This window comes from Streptomyces boluensis, assembly GCF_009908195.1.
Lineage (GTDB): Bacteria > Actinomycetota > Actinomycetes > Streptomycetales > Streptomycetaceae > Streptomyces > Streptomyces boluensis.
The window spans coordinates 1-17,089 of sequence record NZ_JAAAHS010000137.1 but is presented as its reverse complement, the minus strand read 5'-3'; the positions used below and the strand labels follow the sequence as shown (position 1 = coordinate 17,089).

At 73.0% G+C, this 17,089-nt stretch carries 11 protein-coding genes; 4 read left to right on the top strand and 7 right to left on the bottom strand.

All coding sequences use genetic code 11. From position 1 onward, the window contains the following. Window positions 1-156 precede the first annotated feature (156 nt). The 5 genes from GUY60_RS18530 to GUY60_RS18510 form a co-directional block, all read right to left on the bottom strand. Window positions 157-1,401 (bottom strand): hypothetical protein, encoded by a 1,245-nt coding sequence (locus GUY60_RS18530; RefSeq protein WP_161699210.1) that lies wholly within the window; start codon window positions 1,399-1,401, stop codon window positions 157-159. Between the two features lie 115 nt (window positions 1,402-1,516). Next, window positions 1,517-2,539, bottom strand: coding sequence for a hypothetical protein (locus GUY60_RS18525; protein ID WP_161699208.1), 1,023 nt, complete (start codon window positions 2,537-2,539; stop codon window positions 1,517-1,519). Window positions 2,540-2,686: 147 nt separating this feature from the next. Beyond that, window positions 2,687-3,928 carry a VWA domain-containing protein gene (locus GUY60_RS18520; protein WP_246235224.1) on the bottom strand — a complete coding sequence of 414 codons (1,242 nt, stop codon included), beginning with the start codon at window positions 3,926-3,928 and terminating at the stop codon, window positions 2,687-2,689. After that, window positions 3,925-6,537, bottom strand: a complete 2,613-nt coding sequence (locus GUY60_RS18515; protein WP_376771266.1) for a DUF5682 family protein — start codon at window positions 6,535-6,537, stop codon at window positions 3,925-3,927. Before GUY60_RS18515 ends, GUY60_RS18520 begins: the two co-directional genes overlap by 4 nt. Before the next feature lie 56 nt (window positions 6,538-6,593). Further along, window positions 6,594-7,754: an ATP-binding protein gene (locus tag GUY60_RS18510; protein WP_246235222.1), complete on the bottom strand. Its 1,161-nt coding sequence runs from the start codon at window positions 7,752-7,754 to the stop codon at window positions 6,594-6,596. 300 nt (window positions 7,755-8,054) lie between these two features. On the opposite strand from GUY60_RS18510, the gene GUY60_RS18505 reads away from it, so the two are divergent. Next, window positions 8,055-9,443, top strand: coding sequence for an SWIM zinc finger family protein (locus GUY60_RS18505; RefSeq protein WP_161699206.1), 1,389 nt, complete (start codon window positions 8,055-8,057; stop codon window positions 9,441-9,443). Between the two features lie 49 nt (window positions 9,444-9,492). After that, window positions 9,493-11,172, top strand: coding sequence for a DUF5691 domain-containing protein (locus GUY60_RS18500; RefSeq protein WP_161699204.1), 1,680 nt, complete (start codon window positions 9,493-9,495; stop codon window positions 11,170-11,172). Here the strand turns inward: GUY60_RS18500 and icmB are convergent. Next, entirely contained in the window at window positions 11,150-11,566 is a 417-nt protein-coding gene (gene icmB, locus GUY60_RS18495) for a coenzyme B12-dependent isobutyryl CoA mutase small subunit (protein ID WP_161699202.1), read from the bottom strand. The genes GUY60_RS18500 and icmB overlap by 23 nt on opposite strands. 285 nt (window positions 11,567-11,851) lie before the next feature. Here icmB and GUY60_RS18490 point away from each other — a divergent pair, with 285 nt between their 5' ends. Beyond that, entirely contained in the window at window positions 11,852-12,763 is a 912-nt protein-coding gene (locus GUY60_RS18490; protein ID WP_312866339.1) for an esterase/lipase family protein, read from the top strand. Between the two features lie 222 nt (window positions 12,764-12,985). Then, on the top strand, window positions 12,986-14,614 hold the full coding sequence (locus tag GUY60_RS18485) for a M23 family metallopeptidase (protein ID WP_161699200.1): 1,629 nt from the start codon (window positions 12,986-12,988) through the stop codon (window positions 14,612-14,614). Between the two features lie 60 nt (window positions 14,615-14,674). Here the strand turns inward: GUY60_RS18485 and GUY60_RS18480 are convergent. Next, window positions 14,675-17,089: ATP-dependent DNA helicase (locus GUY60_RS18480; RefSeq protein ID WP_161699198.1), on the bottom strand; the 2,415-nt coding region annotated here is incomplete at its 5' end.

Below are 17,089 nucleotides of genomic sequence, written 5' to 3'. Positions count from 1 at the left end.
CTGTGGGGGCTGATCGGCCGTACGGGTCTCCGCTCGGGGTCCGTACGGGGTCCTTGTACGGGTCCTTGTACGGGTCCTTGTACGGGTCCTTGTACGGGTCCGGTTCGGGCGGTGCCCGAACCGGTGGCCGATCAGCGGTGCCCGGTCAGTGGCCGGTCAGATGCCCGCGAGGTAGTTCGGCGTGACCGCCGAGGTGGTGTCCTGCAGGCCGGACACGACGTTGCCCACGAGCGGGCCCGCGTCCTTGGTGACGCTGCCCGTGAGGTTCTGCGTGAGCGGCTGCACGTCGGCCGTCACGTTCTGCGTCAGACCGGTGGCGCTGCCGCCGACACCCGTGGCGAGGGTCTTGGCCTCGCCGGTGATGCCGCCGACGGCCGGCCGCGCGTCCTCGACGACGGCACCCGCGAACGGCTGCACCTCGCCGACCGTGCCGGCCGCGAAGGGCTGCACGTCCGCGGTGACGTCCTGGGCGAGCACCCCGGCGTCGGACGCGGCCTGACCGGCGACCGGCAGGACCGACTGGACCGCGGCGGAGGCCAGCGGCGGCAGCACGGACGCGGAGGTCTCGTCGACCACCGGCCCGGCCTGGGCGAGCGCGCCCTGCGCGGCGCCCGGAGCCTGCGTGGCGAGACCCTCGGCCTTGCCCTGCACCTCGTACGCGGCGCCCTGGACCTGACCCTGGGCCTCGTACGCGGCGCCCTGGACCTGACCCTGCACCTCGTACGCGGCACCCTGGACCTGGCCCGGAGCCTGCTCGGCGAGCGCGGGGGCGAAGGCGGAGAGCGGGCCGAAGAGGTAGTCGACCTGGCCCTGGGCCTGGTCCTTGACCTGGTCCTTGGCCTGGCCCACGTCCGGCAGGCCCGGCGTGCTCGGGACGGACGGGGTGCCGACGGCGGGGATCGCGCCGTACGCCGGCAGCTCGCCGTCGACGTACTGGCCGAGGGCCTGGTCGGCGGCCGCGTCCACGTCACCGGCGCGGAGGTTCTTCAGGTCGCTGACCTGGCCCGCGGCGCCCTTGACCTTGCCGGTCGCGCCCTTGGCCTGCGCGGCGGCGCCCTTGGCCTGACCCGTCACGTTCTGGGCCTTGCCGGTGATGCCGTCCGCCTTGCCGGTGACGGCGTCGGCCTGCGCCCGCACGTCCCCGAGGGTCGACTGGGCCTTGCCGGTGACGGTGTCGACACCGTCGACGTCCACGAGTCCGGCGGCCTGGATCTGGACGCCCTGGACCGCGTCGACGTCGACGTCCGGCGTGCTGAGCGACAGGGACGTGGGCAGCTCGGATGCGTTGGCGCCGGCCGCGCCCATCGCGATAACGCTGGTGGCACCGGCGGCTATGACGATCGAACGGCGGAGGTTCTTGCTGCTGGTGATGGCCTTGCTCGGCTTGCTGTGCTTGCTCATGGTGCGTGGATTCCTTCGAATTCGACGGCCGGAGGCTCCGGGTACGGAGCGCTCCATCGGTGGGCAGACCTGTCCCGCCCCCGCGCGGCAGGTCACAGGCGGGGAAAGGGCTGCCCTAGCCGGGGAATTCGAGAATGTCGCGGTGTCGCTCGCGGGTCGGGAAGTACGCCGCGGCCGCACCCGCACCGGGCACGAGCCGGAACGCGGGACCACTTGAAGGCGTGGCGGCGTGCACCTCACCGTGCCGCTGCGAACCCCCGTCGGAGGCCGCCTGCGCCGCGATGCCGTACGGCCGGTGCGGCACCTCGGACGGCGACTGCGGCTGCTGCCGCCGCGCGTCCCGACCGGCCGCCGCGTCCTGACCGCCACCGTCGTGGACGGCCACCACACCGCTCCAGTACCCGAGGGGGTACGCGGAGTCCGGCCGCGCCTTGTGCGCCGCGGCACCGGCTCGGGTGCCGGGCTCGCGGTCCTGCGGCGCGGACCCGTCCGGCCCGGGGAGCGGTGCGCTGTCGCCCGGTCCCGGGAGGTCGAGGCCCGGCAACGACGGCCGGGGGAACCGCGGTTCGGGCCACGCCCGTGCCGCGTCCTCGGCCAGCCCGCCGAGCGAGCTCGTGACCGTACGGGTCAACTCCCCCACTGCGGAACGGACCAGGGAACGGGTCTCGTCGAGGGTGCGCTGCGTGGTGCTTGCGGCGACCTTCGCTGCGGTGCCGTTTGCTGTGGCGGCCTTTGCTGCGGTGGCCTTCGCTGTGTCGCGTTCGGTCGCGGTGCGTTCGGTCGCGGTGACCGGGTTCGTGGCCGTCGCCTTGGCCTTGGCCTTGGTGGCGGTGGCTGTCGCCTCGGTGGCCGTGGCTGTTGCCCTGGCCGGTTCCGCGGACGGCTCCGGTTCCACGCGGGGCTCCGGTACCGACGCGGTCGCCGGGTCCATCACCGTCTCCGTGGTGGCCGGTTCCGTGGTGGAGGTGACCGCGTCCCGCAACTCCGGGGCGCCGTCGGCCGCCTGTGCCCGGCCGCCGAACAGCAGCGCGAGCACGAACAGGGCACCCACGAAGAGACCCACCCGCAGGGCACGGCTCGCGGCCGCCGAGCGCATCAGGCGCTGGGCGGCTGCGGGAAACGCGGCTGCGGCAGTCAAGTTCGGGAGCCCTCCGAGTAGGCGGCGCCCGATACTTGCATGCGATCCATGGCGTAGCGCAAGTCCCCTGTGACTGATGAGTAGCCATGTCCGATATGGACTGCTGCGAGCCTCTCCGGCCCGGTTCAGCCACTGTCCACCGGGAGTTCAGGCCACGTCGGGTATCGGCAGCGGCCGCCTCTCGATCGCCGCCGCCATCACCTCCGGGAACAGATCGGGTGTGCACGCGAACGCGGGTGCGCCGAGCCCCGCGAGCGCCGCCGCGTGCTCCCGGTCGTACGCGGGCGCCCCCTCGTCGGACAGCGCGAGCAGCGTCACGAACTGCACCCCGGACGCCTTCATCGCCGCCACCCGCTTCAGCATCCCGTCGCGTATCCCGCCCTCGTACAGGTCCGAGATGAGCACCACGACCGTGTCCGCGGGACGGCTGATCCGCGACTGGCAGTACGCGAGCGCGCGGTTGATGTCCGTGCCGCCGCCGAGCTGCGTGCCGAACAGGACGTCCACCGGGTCGTCCAGCTGCTCGGTGAGATCGGCCACCGCAGTGTCGAAGACCACGAGCCGGGTCGAGAGCGAGCGCATCGACGCCAGCACCGCGCCGAACACCGAGGCGTACACGACGGACGCAGCCATCGAGCCGGACTGGTCGACGCAGAGGATCACTTCCTTCTTCACGGACTGCGACGCCCGTCCGTACCCGACCAGGCGCTCGGGCACCACCGTCCCGTACTCGGGCAGGTAGTGCTTGAGGTTGGCGGCGATCGTGCGGTTCCAGTCGATGTCGCGGTGGCGGGGGCGGCTGACGCGCGCGCTGCGGTCCAGAGCGCCGGTCAGCGTGGCGCGGGTCCGGGAGGCGAGGCGCTTCTCCAGGTCCTCGACGACCTTGCGCACGACCGCACGCGCGGTCTCCTTCGTCGTCTCCGGCATCGCCTTGTTGAGCGAGAGCAACGTGCCGACCAGGTGCACGTCCGCCTCGACGGCCTCCAGCATCTCCGGTTCGAGCAGCAGCGCGGAGAGTCCGAGGCGGTCGATGGCGTCCCGCTGCATCACCTGGACCACGGAGGACGGGAAGTACTTCCTGATGTCACCGAGCCAGCGCGCCACGGACGGCGCCGACGCCCCGAGCCCCGCCGAACGGTCCCTGCCCTTCGCGGCGCGGTCCCCCTTCCCGTACAGCGAGCCGAGCGCACCGTCCATCGCCGCGTCCTGGCCCCGCAGTTGGACCCCCGTACCGTCCGCCGACTCGCCGCCGAGGACCAGCCGCCACCGCCGCAGCCTCTCTGCCTCTGCGGCATCCGGAGCGCCTTGAGCGTCCGGGGACACGGGCGGGTTCAGCGTGGCCGGGGTCGGGTTCGGGGGCAAGGTCGAGGTCGGGTTCGAGGTCGTCATACGGGGGCCTCCGCTCGGTCGTGGTCGTGGTCGTTGTCGACCTGGGCGGCTCGTGGGGTGTCGAGGCCGAGGATCAGGTGCAGCACGGGCAGTACCGCCTCGGCCCGCTCCCGGTCCGGTTCGGCCGCGAAGCCGGGGATCGCCGCCGGGGCCATGACCCCGCCGGCCGTGGCGCCCGGACCACGCCGGACCAGCTCACCGAGGGTGCGCCGCACTCCGGTCTCGTACGCCGAGAACGTGCGCCGCAACAGCGGCAGTACGTCCGTGAACGCCTCCGCCGACACCCCCGTCAGCCAGGCGTCGAGCAGGCCGAGCAGCCGCTCGTCGTGGAGGAGCAGCATGCCGCCGCTGCCGCCCGCGCCACCGCCCACGAACCCTTCGACCCACGCCGCCGCATCGGCCGGCGCGGTCCCCGGCGACAGCGCGAGCCCCATCAGCCGCGCCGCCTCCCCCTCCCTCAACTCGCCCTCGTCGAGGAGGAGTCGGACCGCTCGGCCGCGCACCTCGCCGGGCACCGTGTCCCGCGCGCCGAGGATCCGGAGCACGGCCTGCCAGCGGCCGCGCAGGCCGGGCGGCGACACGTCGGCGAGCAGGCCCACCGCTGTGTGCACGGCGTCCACATGGCCCCGCATCTGCGCCGCGCCCTCGGCGTCGAGGGAGGCGCAGGCCGGGGGCAGGCCGACGAAGACCCGTGCCGCAAGGCCTGCGGCGACCTCCGCGAGGGCGCCCGTCTCCGTGCCGCGCACATCGCCGTACCGCAACGCCCGGACCAGTGCGGGCAGGGCCTGGGCCAGGTGACCGACATCCGCGTCCAGGGCGGCCCGGTCGGCGAGGACGCTCATCACCGTCGGCAGCGCGTCCGGCAGCCCGGCGAGAAGGCAGCGCTCGGCGAGTGCCGTGACGTCGGAGAGCGCGGGGGCGCCGATCGCGTCCGACTCGGCCTTCGCCGTGGCGGCTGCGAGGACCGTGGTGCCCCAGATGCCCGCCTCCGCGACCCGCACCGCGAGCTCGGGCTCCCAGCGCAGCCGCCAGCTCTCCCGGAACGTACCCGTCGAGCCTCTGGACGCCGCCGCGGGTTCGCCCCAGTCGACGCGCAGCAGCCGCAGCCGGTGCAACAGTCGGCTGCGCGCGGCGTCGGTGTCCTTGCGCAGGTCGAGCTCCAACTCCCGCTCCGCCGCCTCGGGTTTGAGACGCAGGCCGCGCTGCGTCCGGGTCAGGTCGCGCTGCAGCGGCACCGCGGGGGCCGACGGCGGCACCTCGCCGAGCACGTCCCCGACGACGAGCCTGTCGTGCACCAGGGCCAGTGGTACGTCCGAGCCCTCGCACATCACCGCGCGGATCGCGTCCATGGTCTCGGACAGCCCCGCCAGGGGGCGGCCGCGCAGCACGGCGAGCGTCTCGGCGAGGCGGACGGCCTCGATGACATGCGCCGACGACACGGTCCTGTCCTCGTCCCTGAACAGCCCGGCGACCTTGGTCAGCCAGCGCTCCACCGGCCGGTCCGGCGCCTGGAACAGGTGCGCGTACCAACCCGGCGAGGCGATGCCCGCTCCGTACCCGCTCGCTCGGGACAGCCTGCGGTGGGTCCAGGGCACCCAGGTCATGTCGACCTTCGCCTTGGGCAGGCCCTTGAGCAGCGCCCGGTCGGCGGAGACAGTGCTCCGGGCGGCCAGCGCGGGCACGTGCCAGGCACCGCAGACCACGGCCACCGCGTCCCCGAACTCCTTGCGTGCCGCGCGCAGTTGCAGCCTCATGTACGCCTCGCGCACCGCGTCACGCGCGTGGCCCCCGTCTCCGTACCGCTCGCGCAGGGCGCCCATCGCTTCGGCGAGCGCGGCGAAGGGAGCGAGCGCGTCGTCGGCCGAGCCCCGGTGCTCGACCACGTCCTCCCACCAGCGCTCCGGGTCGTCGTACCCCGCCGTTTCGGCCAGGACGGCCAGCGGGTCGATCCGGAGGTGGTCGCCGGTGCGGGGCTCTTGGGGGGCGGTGTCCCGGTGGGGGTCAGCGGCAGGGTCGAGGTGGTGGTCCACGTCGCGGTCCGCTCCCGTGGCCGCGCCCGTCGCGTCCGTGCCCGCCACGTCCGTGCCCGTCGCGTCGGGGTCCGTCGCGTCGGGGTCCGTCGCGTCGGGGTCCGTCGCGTCGGGGTCCGTCGCGTCGGGGTCCGTCGCCGGGGCGAAATCCCGTTCCCTGTCCGGGTCCTGGGCCAGCGAGTGGGCCGCCGGCAGGTCGATGAACCGTGCCGGAATCCCCCGCTCCACCGCCCAGCGGATCGCCACCCACTCCGGCGAGAACTCCGCCAGCGGCCAGAAAGCCGAGCGCGCCGGATCGTCCGTGACATGGGCGAGCAGCGCGACCGGCGGGCGCATCCCCTCGTCACCGGCCAGCTCCACCAACCCGTCCGCCTCGGGCGGCCCCTCGATGAGCACGACGCTCGGCGTGCACGCGTCCAGCGCCTCGCGTACCGCCCGCGCCGAACCCGGACCGTGGTGCCTGACCCCCAACAGCCAAGGCCCGACGGCCGGTTCCGTACGCGTGTCCTGCGGGGCGCCGCCCTCACCCCCGTGAAGGGCGGCGCCCCTGTCTGTGGGCCGGGCGCGCGCACCCGGCACCGCTTCGGCGAGGCCGTTCACGCGCTCACCTCCCGACGCGGCTTCCGCGAGGCCGTTCACGCGCTCACCTCCCGGCACGCGCGGTAGAAGTCCTGCCAGCCCTCGCGCTCGCGGACGACCGCCTCCAGGTACTCCTGCCAGACGACCCGGTCGGCGGCAGGGTCGCGCACGACGGCCCCGAGGATCCCGGCGGCCACATCGGCGGGGCGCAGCACGCCGTCACCGAAGTGGGCGGAAAGCGCGAGGCCGTTGGTGACCACCGAGATCGCCTCCGCCGTGGACAGGGTGCCGCTGGGCGACTTCACCTTCGTACGCCCGTCCGCCGTGACGCCGTCGCGCAGTTCGCGGAAGACCGTGACGACGCGGCGGATCTCGTCGATGCCGTCCGGGCCCGCGGGCAGGTCGAGGGAGCGGCCGAGCTGGTCGACCCGGCGGGAGACGATGTCCACCTCCACCTCGACGCTCTCCGGCAGCGGCAGCACCACCGTGTTGAACCGGCGGCGCAGGGCACTCGACAGGTCGTTGACCCCACGGTCGCGGTCGTTGGCCGTGGCGATCACGTTGAACCCGCGGACCGCCTGCACCTCCTCCCCCAACTCCGGTATCGGCAGGGTCTTCTCGGACAGAATCGTGATCAGGGAGTCCTGCACATCCGCGGGGATACGGGTGAGCTCCTCGACACGCGCGGTCATCCCGTCGGCCATGGCCCGCATGACCGGGCTGGGCACGAGCGCGTCGCGACTGGGGCCGTGGGCGAGCAACTGCGCGTAGTTCCAGCCGTACCGGATCGCCTCCTCCGGTGTGCCGGCCGTGCCCTGCACAAGGAGCGTCGAGTCCCCGCTCACCGCCGCGGCCAGGTGCTCGGACACCCACGTCTTCGCCGTACCGGGCACGCCCAGGAGCAGCAGGGCGCGGTCGGTGGCGAGGGTGGTCACGGCGACCTCGACGAGGCGGCGCGGCCCCACGTACTTCGGCGTGATCACCGTGCCGTCGGGCAGCGTGCCGCCGAGCAGGTACGTCGCCACGGCCCACGGCGAGAGGCGCCAACGGGCCGGGCGGGGCCGGTCGTCGGTGGCCACGAGTGCCTCCAGCTCCGCAGCGAACGCGTCCTCGGCATGCGGCCGCAGCGCCACCGCCGACTCGGCGGACCGGACTGTCGGCTCGCCCGCGGCCTCGGACTGCGAGCCGTTCACGGCGGTGTTGACGGACACGGTCATGGATCCCCCTCCAATTGCGCAGGACGAAGCACCCCGGCGAATCTTCGGGCTTTCGCCCGAGCCGTTCGCCGGATGTGGTTCCCACCGTGCACCACGCCACTGACAATCGGCCGTCGCCGCAGGTCAGGGCCCAAATGGGCGGCGCGGCAGGGCAGTTGTCGTGCCGACTGCCGTCCGGCGAGGCCCGCGCGCACCCCTCGACTCACGAGCCCCGCCCGTCACTCTGACCCCGCCCTCCCCCCTGGCGGCTGAATCCGCAGGTCAGCGCGATTGTCAGTGCTGGGGCCTAACGTCGCAGACATGACTCAGCAGGGGGTGCGCTGGGCGGCGGACCAGGTGCTTGCACTGGCTCCTGACGCCGCGTCACGCAAGGCGGGAAGCAAGCTCGGCGCGGCCGGTCCGTGGTCCGAGACGGGGTATTCGACGACGGAGGGGGCGGTATGGGGACTGTGCAAGGGCAGCGGCAGCACGCCGTACCGGACGGTGGTCGACACCACGGGCCCGGCGTACCAGTGCGGTTGCCCGAGCCGGAAGTTTCCGTGCAAGCACGCGCTCGGCCTGCTGTTGCTCTGGGCGGGCCCTGACGGCGCGGACGGCACCGTTCCGGAGTCCGAACCTCCGGAATGGGCCGAGCGGTGGCTCGCCGGCCGACGGGAAAGGGCGAAGCAGCCGGAAGCCCCAAGTTCCGTACAGCGCAAAGGAAGTGACCCGGAGGCGGTACGGCGCAGGGCGGAGCGACGCGCCGAGCGGGCCACGGCGGGCACGACCGAGCTGGAGCAGCGCCTGACCGACCTGCTCCGCGGCGGCCTCGCGGGCGCCGAGCAGGCGGGGTACGGGCTGTGGGAGGAGACAGCCAGACGCATGGTGGACGCACAGGTCCCCGGACTCGCCGCGCGCGTACAGGAGTTGGGGGCCGTTCCGGCCTCCGGACCGGGCTGGCCGGTGCGGCTGCTCGAGGAGTGCGCCCTCCTTCACCTCCTCGACCAGGCCTGGCTGCACCGCGAGCGGCTGCCCGAACCGCTGGCCGCCACGGTCCGGACGCGCCTCGGCCTGCCCACGACCGCCGACGGGCCGCCGATACGCGACCGGTGGCTGGTCCTCGCGCAGCACGACGCGGTGGACCCCAAGCTGACCACCCGCCGTATCTGGTTGTACGGAGCCGAGTCGGACCGCACGGCGCTGCTGCTCTCCTTCGGCGCGGCCGGACGCGCACCCGAACTCGCGCTGCCGGTGGGCCTCGCCCTTGACGCGGAGCTGTCCGCCTACCCAGGGGGGCGGCAGCTGCGGGCCGCGCTCGGTGAACGCTTCGCCGAGCCGGAGCCGACACCACTGCGCCCCGCCGGCCTGAGCGCGGCCGAGGCCACGGCGGCGTACGGCACCGCGCTGCGCGACGACCCCTGGCTCGACACCTGGCCGGTCACCCTGCGGGACGTCATCCCGGTCCAGGCCGCGAGCGGTGCCGGCCCCGGCACCAGCACCAGCACCAGCGGGTGGCAACTCGCCGATGCGGACGGCCGGTTCGCGCTCCCCTTGTCGGCCGCTGCCGTCGCCCGCCCCGGCCTGTGGAAGCTGGCCGCGATCTCGGGCGGCGCCCCGGTGACGGTGTTCGGCGAGTGCGGCCACGGCGGCTTCACCCCGCTCACGGCCTGGCCTGACCAGCCCGGCGCGGAGCCGATACCCCTGAGCTGAGAGCGCGGACCAGCAGCCCCGTCCCTCCCAGTCCGTCCTGGAGACGCTCATGAACGCCACGACCAGCCACACCGGGCGCACCGGGCACACCCCCGCGCCGACACCCGAATCCGAACCGGAACCCGCACGCACCCCCTGGGAGGACCTCGTCACCTCCGCCCTGCTCGGTACCGACCGGCGGCGGCCGGACGTGGATGTTCCGCCCGGCACGGGCGTTCCCGCCGCGCTGCTCGACGCGGCGGCCGTGGAGACCGTGCGGCGCCGGGCCGGGCTGCGGCCCGCCGCTGCCGCCGCGCTGCCCGAGCGTGCGGCGCCCGACACCCGCCCGCCGCTTCCGGCGGCGGCCCGGCGGCGCCTCGCACTGCTGCTCGCCGACCGTTCAGGGCCGGGCGGCAGCAGGCGCGGCTCGGCGCCCGATCTGACGGAGCTGCTGCCGCAGTGGCTGGCGGTCGCCGACGAGTACGGGTACGCGGCGCCGCCCGAGCTGCTGCCCGCCCTGTTCGACGCGGCGCGCGGCCGTACCGACCTGCGGCCGCAGGCACTCCGCTTCGCGGGGCCGCGCGGCCTGTGGCTGGCACGCCTCAACCCGGACTGGAAGTTCGCGCTCCGCACCGCGCCCGGCGGCAGTACGCTGCCCGCCGCCGACGACACCGAGCGGGTGCGACGCCTCTGGCAGGAAGGCCTGTTCGCGGAGCGGGTCGCCCTGCTCGCCGCAGTACGCGCCCACTCCCCCGCGGCCGCCCGCGAGCTGCTCGACGGCACCTGGCCCAAGGAGCGGGCCGAGGACCGGCTGATGTTCCTCGACTCGTTGCGCGCGGGGCTCTCGGACGGCGACGAGACGTTCCTGGAGCGCGCCCTCTCGGACCGGAGCCGTAACGTCCGGGCGACCGCGGCCGAGCTCCTGTCGGCGCTTCCGCACTCGGCGCTCGCGGCCCGCATGGCCGAGCGGGCGGCGAGCTGTGTGGCCCTCGACCCCGCCCGCACCGCGGTCCAGGTGGAGGCCCCACATGCCTGCGACCCCGCGATGGAGCGCGACGGCGTCGTACCCAACGCACCGCCAGGACGCGGCCAACGCTCCTGGTGGTTCGGACAGTTGGTGGAGGCCACACCGCTCGCCACCTGGACGGCCCGGCTCGGCGGGCGCGGCGCGGAGGCGATCACGGCGCTGCCCGTGCACGACGACTGGCGGCCCGAGCTGCACGCCGCGTGGTGCCGTGCGGCCGTACGGCAGCGGGACGCCACCTGGGCCCGAGCACTCCTCGGCACCCCGTCGGCCCCCGAGGCGGGCGGGCCGGGCGCGGTCTCACTCGCCGAACGCGCCAAGCTCCTCGCTGTGCTCCCGCCCGGCGAACGCGCCGAGTGGGTCGCCGGATTCATCGACGCGCACGGCCTGTCCGAGGCGTTCCAGCTGCTCGGGGTGTGCGCACTGCCGTGGGCGGGGGCCCTGGGCCGGGCCGTCGTCGACGCGCTCAACATCGCGCGGGACGCGGGCAGTTACCCGTGGAGCTTCAGCGGTGTGATGGGCCTCGCGGAGCGCTGCCTCGACCCGGCCGAGACCAGCCGCCTGGAGTCCCTCACCGCGATACCGGACGAGCCGGAGGACGGCGCGCCGGGAGCGGTGGGGTACTGGGCGGAGGCCTTCCAGCGCCTGGCCGGCACCTTGCGGCTGCGGGCCCAGATGATCGCCGAGCTGGACCCGGCGGGGGTCACGCCCCGGCGGCCTGCCTGACGTTCGCCCGTACCCAGTCCACGATCGCGGTGGTCGTCGCGCCGGGGGTGAAGATCTCCGCCACACCCTGCTCCTTGAGCGGAGCGATGTCCGCCTCCGGGATGATGCCGCCGCCGAAGACCTTGATGTCCTCCGCGTCCCGCTCCTTGAGGAGCTGGATCACCTTCGCGAAGAGGGTGTTGTGCGCACCCGAGAGGATCGACAGGCCGATCGCGTCGGCGTCCTCCTGGATGGCCGTGTCGACGACCTGCTCGGGCGTCTGGTGCAGGCCCGTGTAGATGACCTCCATGCCGGCGTCGCGCAGCGCCCGCGCGATCACCTTGGCGCCCCGATCGTGCCCGTCGAGCCCCGGCTTGGCGACCACCACGCGGATCGGACCGGCTGCCACAGCCATCACTGCCTCCATGTACCGACTAGCCCTTCAGGAGTCCGCCACCAGCCCCGGAGGGCCTCGCGAAAGGTGATCCAGAAGAGGAACGATGTGAACGAACGTTATCTCCAGGGCCCAGCATCGCGCACCCGTCAGTTTCGCGGTGTGGAGGGAGGGGGAAATCACACGGTGGGACACATTCGCCGGGCACCGTTCACGGTGTGGCCGACTCCACCGCCACGACCGCGGGACGCGCAGGGCACACGGGGGCACAGAGCCGACTCCCGCGTGCGGTTCGGGAGGTCGGCCGTGAAGGTACTGCCCGCAGTGATGTCGGCACTCGATCTGTGCCTCGGCCGCCCCGGCCCGCTCGGAGGGGCACTCCATCCACGGCTGTCCACCGCACTGTTGAAGGCCTCGGTCCTCGAGCTGACCGTCCTCGCCGGGCACCTTCTCCTCTATCCCTCCGGCATCCGGCAGGAGCGCCACCGGCCGCCGCACCACCCCGACGACAGCGCCGCGCTCGTAGCGCGGGGCGAAGCACAGGGGGACGCGGCCGTTCCGCCGCGGCTGCCGAACCCGACGAGCGAGCGCCCCGTCGTCCTCCTCCACGGCTTCATCGACAACCGTTCGGTGTTCGTGCTGCTGCGCCGCGCCCTGGCCAAGGAAGGCAGACAGCACCTCACCTCCCTCAACTACTCACCGCTGACAGGCGACATCCGCGCCGCGGCCGAGCTGCTCGGCCGCCACGTCGAGGAGATCTGCGCGCGCACCGGGCAGCAGGCCGTGGACATCGTCGGGCACAGCCTGGGCGGCCTGATCGCCCGGTATTACGTGCAGCGCCTCGGCGGGGACATACGGGTGCGCACGCTGGTCACGCTCGGCACGCCGCACGGCGGCACCCCGGTCGTGCCGGTGCTGAACGCCCATCCGATCGTGCGCCAGATGCGGCCCGACTCCGATGTGATCGCGGAGCTACGCGAACCCGCGCCGCACTGCCGTACGCGGTTCGTGAGTTTCTGGAGCGACCTCGACCCGCTGATGGCGCCGCTGGAGGCGGCCTGCGTGGACCACCCCGACCTGCACGCACAGAACGTCCGGGTGACCGGCATCGGGCACCTCGCCCTGCCCGTACACCCGGCGGTCGCGGCAGGAGTCCGGCAGGCGATCGACACCGAGGAGGAGATCGCGCACATGACGGGCTCCGCGTCGGTGGCCTGAGGTCAGCGAGCCGAGATCTGTGTTCTGAGGAGGATGCCAGGCGTCCGATAGTCGAACGATCGTCGAACTCAGCGCCAAAGCTCCGTCCGCAGTCCGCCGAAAGGCGGCCGATTGCCCGTTTCCTGATGCCGGGAAACCTCCCGAAGATTGTCGCCGTCGCGTACCGCCGGGTACAGTCACCGCACTGCTCTGCCCCCTGCTGTCGAGGCGAAAGAGAAGTTGGTGAACGACCAGCACGGCTATGCCGCCGGTTACGACGGCTACACCACCGGTGCCTTCGACACCACCTCTTTCGACGCCGACCCGTTGTTCGGCGCGATGCCGGGAGCCACGGACGCCTACGACGCCGGGCAGACCGGTCAGTGGGACAACACCCAGTGGTCGACCGGCGCACCCGCGGGCTACGACCCGTACGCGAACGGCGCCGCCCAGCAGACCGCGGTGCACCCCAACGCCCAGCAGGACGCGGGTAGTTACGGCACCGGGTCCTACGACACGACCGCCATGTGGGCGACCGGCGGGTACCAGCAGCTCGCGGACATCCCCGCGCAGCCGGGCCCGCAGGCGGCCGACCAGTGGGACGCCACCGGCCAGTGGCAGGCGCAGGGCTTCGACCAGCCCACCGGTCTGGAGCACGGGCAGGCGTACCTGGAGACGGGCGCGTACGACGCGACGGCGTGGAACGTCGACGGCACCACGGTGCCCGCACCGGCGGACCCCTACGACGCGTACGGGACCGACGGCATGACCGGGACGTACGGGGCCACGGCTTTCGACACCCCGGGCTTCGACACTCCGGGCTTCGACACTCCGGCTTTCGACAACCCGGCGTTCGACAACCCGGCGTTCGACACCCCGGCGTTCGACACCCCTGCTTACGATGCTCCCGCCTACGACTCCATGGGCTTCGCAAGCACGGGCTTCGAGCAGCCGCTGCCCTCCGTCGACGAACAGGTGCCGGCCGAACAGGTCGCCGCCGAGCAGGAGTTCAGCCCCGTCGAGTTCAGTGGCACCGCCGAGCCCGACCTTCCCCCGTTCCCCGGCCAGGTCGACCCGGCCGGTGCGGCCGACGACGTCGACGTGTCGTTCGCTCCCGCCGGGGCCGCGCCGCGCGGCCGCAGCCGCCGCCGCGCACCGGCCAAGCGTTCCGCGCTGCTCACCGTCGCCGTACCGTCCGTGTGCGCGCTCGGTGTCGCGGGTATCGCCGCCGCGTCGGTGGCCGGTGGCCTCGACGACCAGGGCGAGACCAAGACCCAGGCCGCGCCCGACCCGACCACGGTCAAGCCGTCCACGGCCAACAACAAGCTGGACACCCAGCTCGCCAACCTCTCCGCCGACGCCGACGACTTCGCCGACCGGGCGAGCCGTACCCAGGAGCGCATCGACCTCAAGGAGCGCCAGGAGGCCGAGCGGAAGCGCAAGGCCGCCGAGGCGGCGCGCAAGGAGGCGATGCGCCCCAAGTTCGCGCTCCCGGTGAAGCAGCACGGGCTGAGCGCGCTCTACGGCCAGGCCGGCATCAACTGGATGTCCGCGCACTCGGGCATCGACTTCCCGGTCTCGTACGGCACTCCCGTCCTCGCCGCGACGGACGGCACCGTACGGACGCAGTGGAATCCCGCGTACGGGAACATGGCGATCGTGACCGCCGCCGACGGCACGGAGACCTGGTACTGCCACCTCTCCAGCACGAAGATCCGCAGCGGTTCCGTGCAGGCCGGTGACACCATCGCGTACTCCGGCAACTCCGGTAACTCGACCGGTCCGCACCTGCACTTCGAGGTGCGCCCCGGTGGCGGCTCGGCCATCGACCCGCTGCCGTGGCTGCGCAGCCACGGACTCGACCCTTCCTGAGCTGACAGCGTCGGCACCCCCACGCGGCGCGGGCTCAACACCCGCGCCGCGTAAGGGAATTCAGAGCTTCTCGACCGGCGCGTACCGCAGCAGCAGCACCTTCGGCTTCGGGTCGCCGAAGTCGATCGACGCTCGGGCCTTGTCGCCCGCGCCCTCCACGCCGACCACCGTGCCCAGGCCGAACTGGTCGTGCGTGACCCGGTCGCCCACCGCGAGGGAGACCACCGGCTTGTCGCCGGAGCGGCGCGTCGCGAAACCCGAGGGGCCGCTGCGCGAGCGGGACGAGGACAGCGACGAGACGACACCCGCGGCCGGTCCCCGTGACGGGGGCGGCGCGACCGCGCCGGTGCGCTTCCAGTCGAGGTCCTTCTCCGGGATCTCCTCCAGGAACCGGGACGGCGGGTTGTACGAGGGCTGGCCCCAGGCCGAGCGCATCGTGGAGCGGGTGAGGTAGAGCCGCTCGCGGGCGCGGGTGATGCCCACGTACGCCAGGCGGCGTTCCTCCTCCAGCTCCTTGACCTGGCCGAGGGAGCGCATGTGCGGGAAGACGCCGTCCTCCATGCCGGTCAGGAAGACCACCGGGAACTCGAGGCCCTTCGCGGTGTGCAGGGTCATCAGGGTGATGACGCCGGAGCCGTCCTCCTCCTCGTCCGGGATCTGGTCGGAGTCGGCGACGAGCGCGACCCGCTCCAGGAAGTCCGCGAGGGTGAAGCGCACGGCCTCCACCTCACCGGCTTCGCCCTCACCGGCCCCCTCCGCACCGGCCTGGCCTTCGCCGGCCTCGTCCCCGTCGGACAGCGCCGCGCCGGGCGGGCCGTCCTGCTCGAACTCCAGGGCCACGGCGGCGAGTTCCTGGAGGTTCTCAATGCGGGTCTCGTCCTGCGGGTCGGTGGAGGACTGCAACTCGGCGAGATATCCGGTGCGTTCGAGCACGGCCTCCAGGACCGTGGCCGGGCCCGCGCCGGACTCGACGATGGTGCGGAGCTCCTCCATCAGCGTGTTGAAGCGCCGGACGGCATTGGCGGAGCGGGCCGCCATTCCGTACGCCTCGTCCACGCGCTTGAGGGCCTGCGGGAAGCTGATCTTCTCGCGCAGCGACAGGGCGTCGATCATGGCTTCGGCGCGGTCGCCGATGCCGCGCTTGGGGACGTTGAGGATGCGGCGCAGCGGGACCGCGTCCTCCGGGTTGGCGAGCACCCGGAGGTAGGCCAGGACGTCCCTGACCTCCTTGCGCTCGTAGAAGCGGACGCCGCCGACGACCTTGTAGGGCAGGCCTACGCGGATGAAGATCTCTTCGAAGACACGGGACTGGGCGTTGGTGCGGTAGAACACCGCGACGTCCCCGGCCTTCGCGTCGCCCGCGTCGGTGAGGCGGTCGATCTCCTCGGCGACGAACTGCGCCTCGTCGTGCTCGGTGTCCGCGACGTACCCGGTGATGCGGGCGCCGTCGCCGGCGTTCGTCCACAGGTTCTTCGGGCGGCGGCTCTCGTTCCGCTCGATGACCGCGTTGGCGGCGGTCAGGATCGTCTGTGTGGAGCGGTAGTTCTGCTCCAGGAGGATCGTCGTCGCGTCCGGGTAATCCTCCTCGAACTGGAGGATGTTGCGGATGGTGGCGCCGCGGAAGGCGTAGATCGACTGGTCCGCGTCACCCACCACACACAGCTCGGCGGGCTCGATCGCCGGGGCGCCGTCGGCCACCGGCTCGCCGTCCCCCACCAGCTCACGCACCAGGGCGTACTGGGCGTGGTTGGTGTCCTGGTACTCATCGACCATGACGTGCCGGAAGCGGCGGCGGTAGTGCTCGGCGACGTCCGGGAAGGCCTGGAGCAGATGGACGGTCGTCATGATCAGATCGTCGAAGTCCAGGGCGTTGGCCTCGCGGAGGCGCTGCTGGTACATCGTGTACGCCTGCGCCAGCGACTTCTCGAAACCGTCGGCCGCCTGGCCCGCGAACGTCTCCTCGTCGATGAGCTCGTTCTTGAGGTTGGAGACCTTGGCACTGAACGACTTCGGCGGGAACTTCTTCGGGTCGAGGTCCAGGTCCCGGCAGCACAGGGCCATCAGACGCTTGGAGTCGGCCGCGTCGTAGATCGAGAACGAGGACGTGAAGCCGAGGCGCTTCGACTCGCGGCGCAGTATCCGCACGCACGCGCTGTGGAAGGTCATCACCCACATCGCGTTGGCCCGCGGGCCGACCAGGTCGGAGACGCGCTCCTTCATCTCGCCCGCGGCCTTGTTCGTGAACGTGATCGCGAGGATCTGGCCCGGGTGGACATGCCGCTCCGCGAGGAGGTGGGCGATGCGGTGCGTGAGCACGCGGGTCTTGCCGGAACCGGCGCCCGCGACGATGAGCAGCGGTCCCCCGGCGTGCACGACGGCCGCGCGCTGGTTGTCGTTGAGGCCGTCGAGGAGCGTCGCCGGGTCCACGGCGGGGCGGGGGGCACCGTCGCGGTAGTACGCGTCCCTGGGCGGGGG

Bases quoted from the DNA above. Each gene is read 5' to 3' on its own strand.
- GUY60_RS18510 (WP_246235222.1), bottom strand. From the start codon at position 7,754: ATGACCGTGTCCGTCAACACCGCCGTGAACGGCTCGCAGTCCGAGGCC.
- GUY60_RS18505 (WP_161699206.1), top strand. From the start codon at position 8,055: ATGACTCAGCAGGGGGTGCGCTGGGCGGCGGACCAGGTGCTTGCACTG.
- icmB (WP_161699202.1), bottom strand. From the start codon at position 11,566: ATGGCTGTGGCAGCCGGTCCGATCCGCGTGGTGGTCGCCAAGCCGGGG.
- GUY60_RS18500 (WP_161699204.1), top strand. From the start codon at position 9,493: ATGAACGCCACGACCAGCCACACCGGGCGCACCGGGCACACCCCCGCG.
- GUY60_RS18530 (WP_161699210.1), bottom strand. From the start codon at position 1,401: ATGAGCAAGCACAGCAAGCCGAGCAAGGCCATCACCAGCAGCAAGAAC.
- GUY60_RS18520 (WP_246235224.1), bottom strand. From the start codon at position 3,928: ATGACGACCTCGAACCCGACCTCGACCTTGCCCCCGAACCCGACCCCG.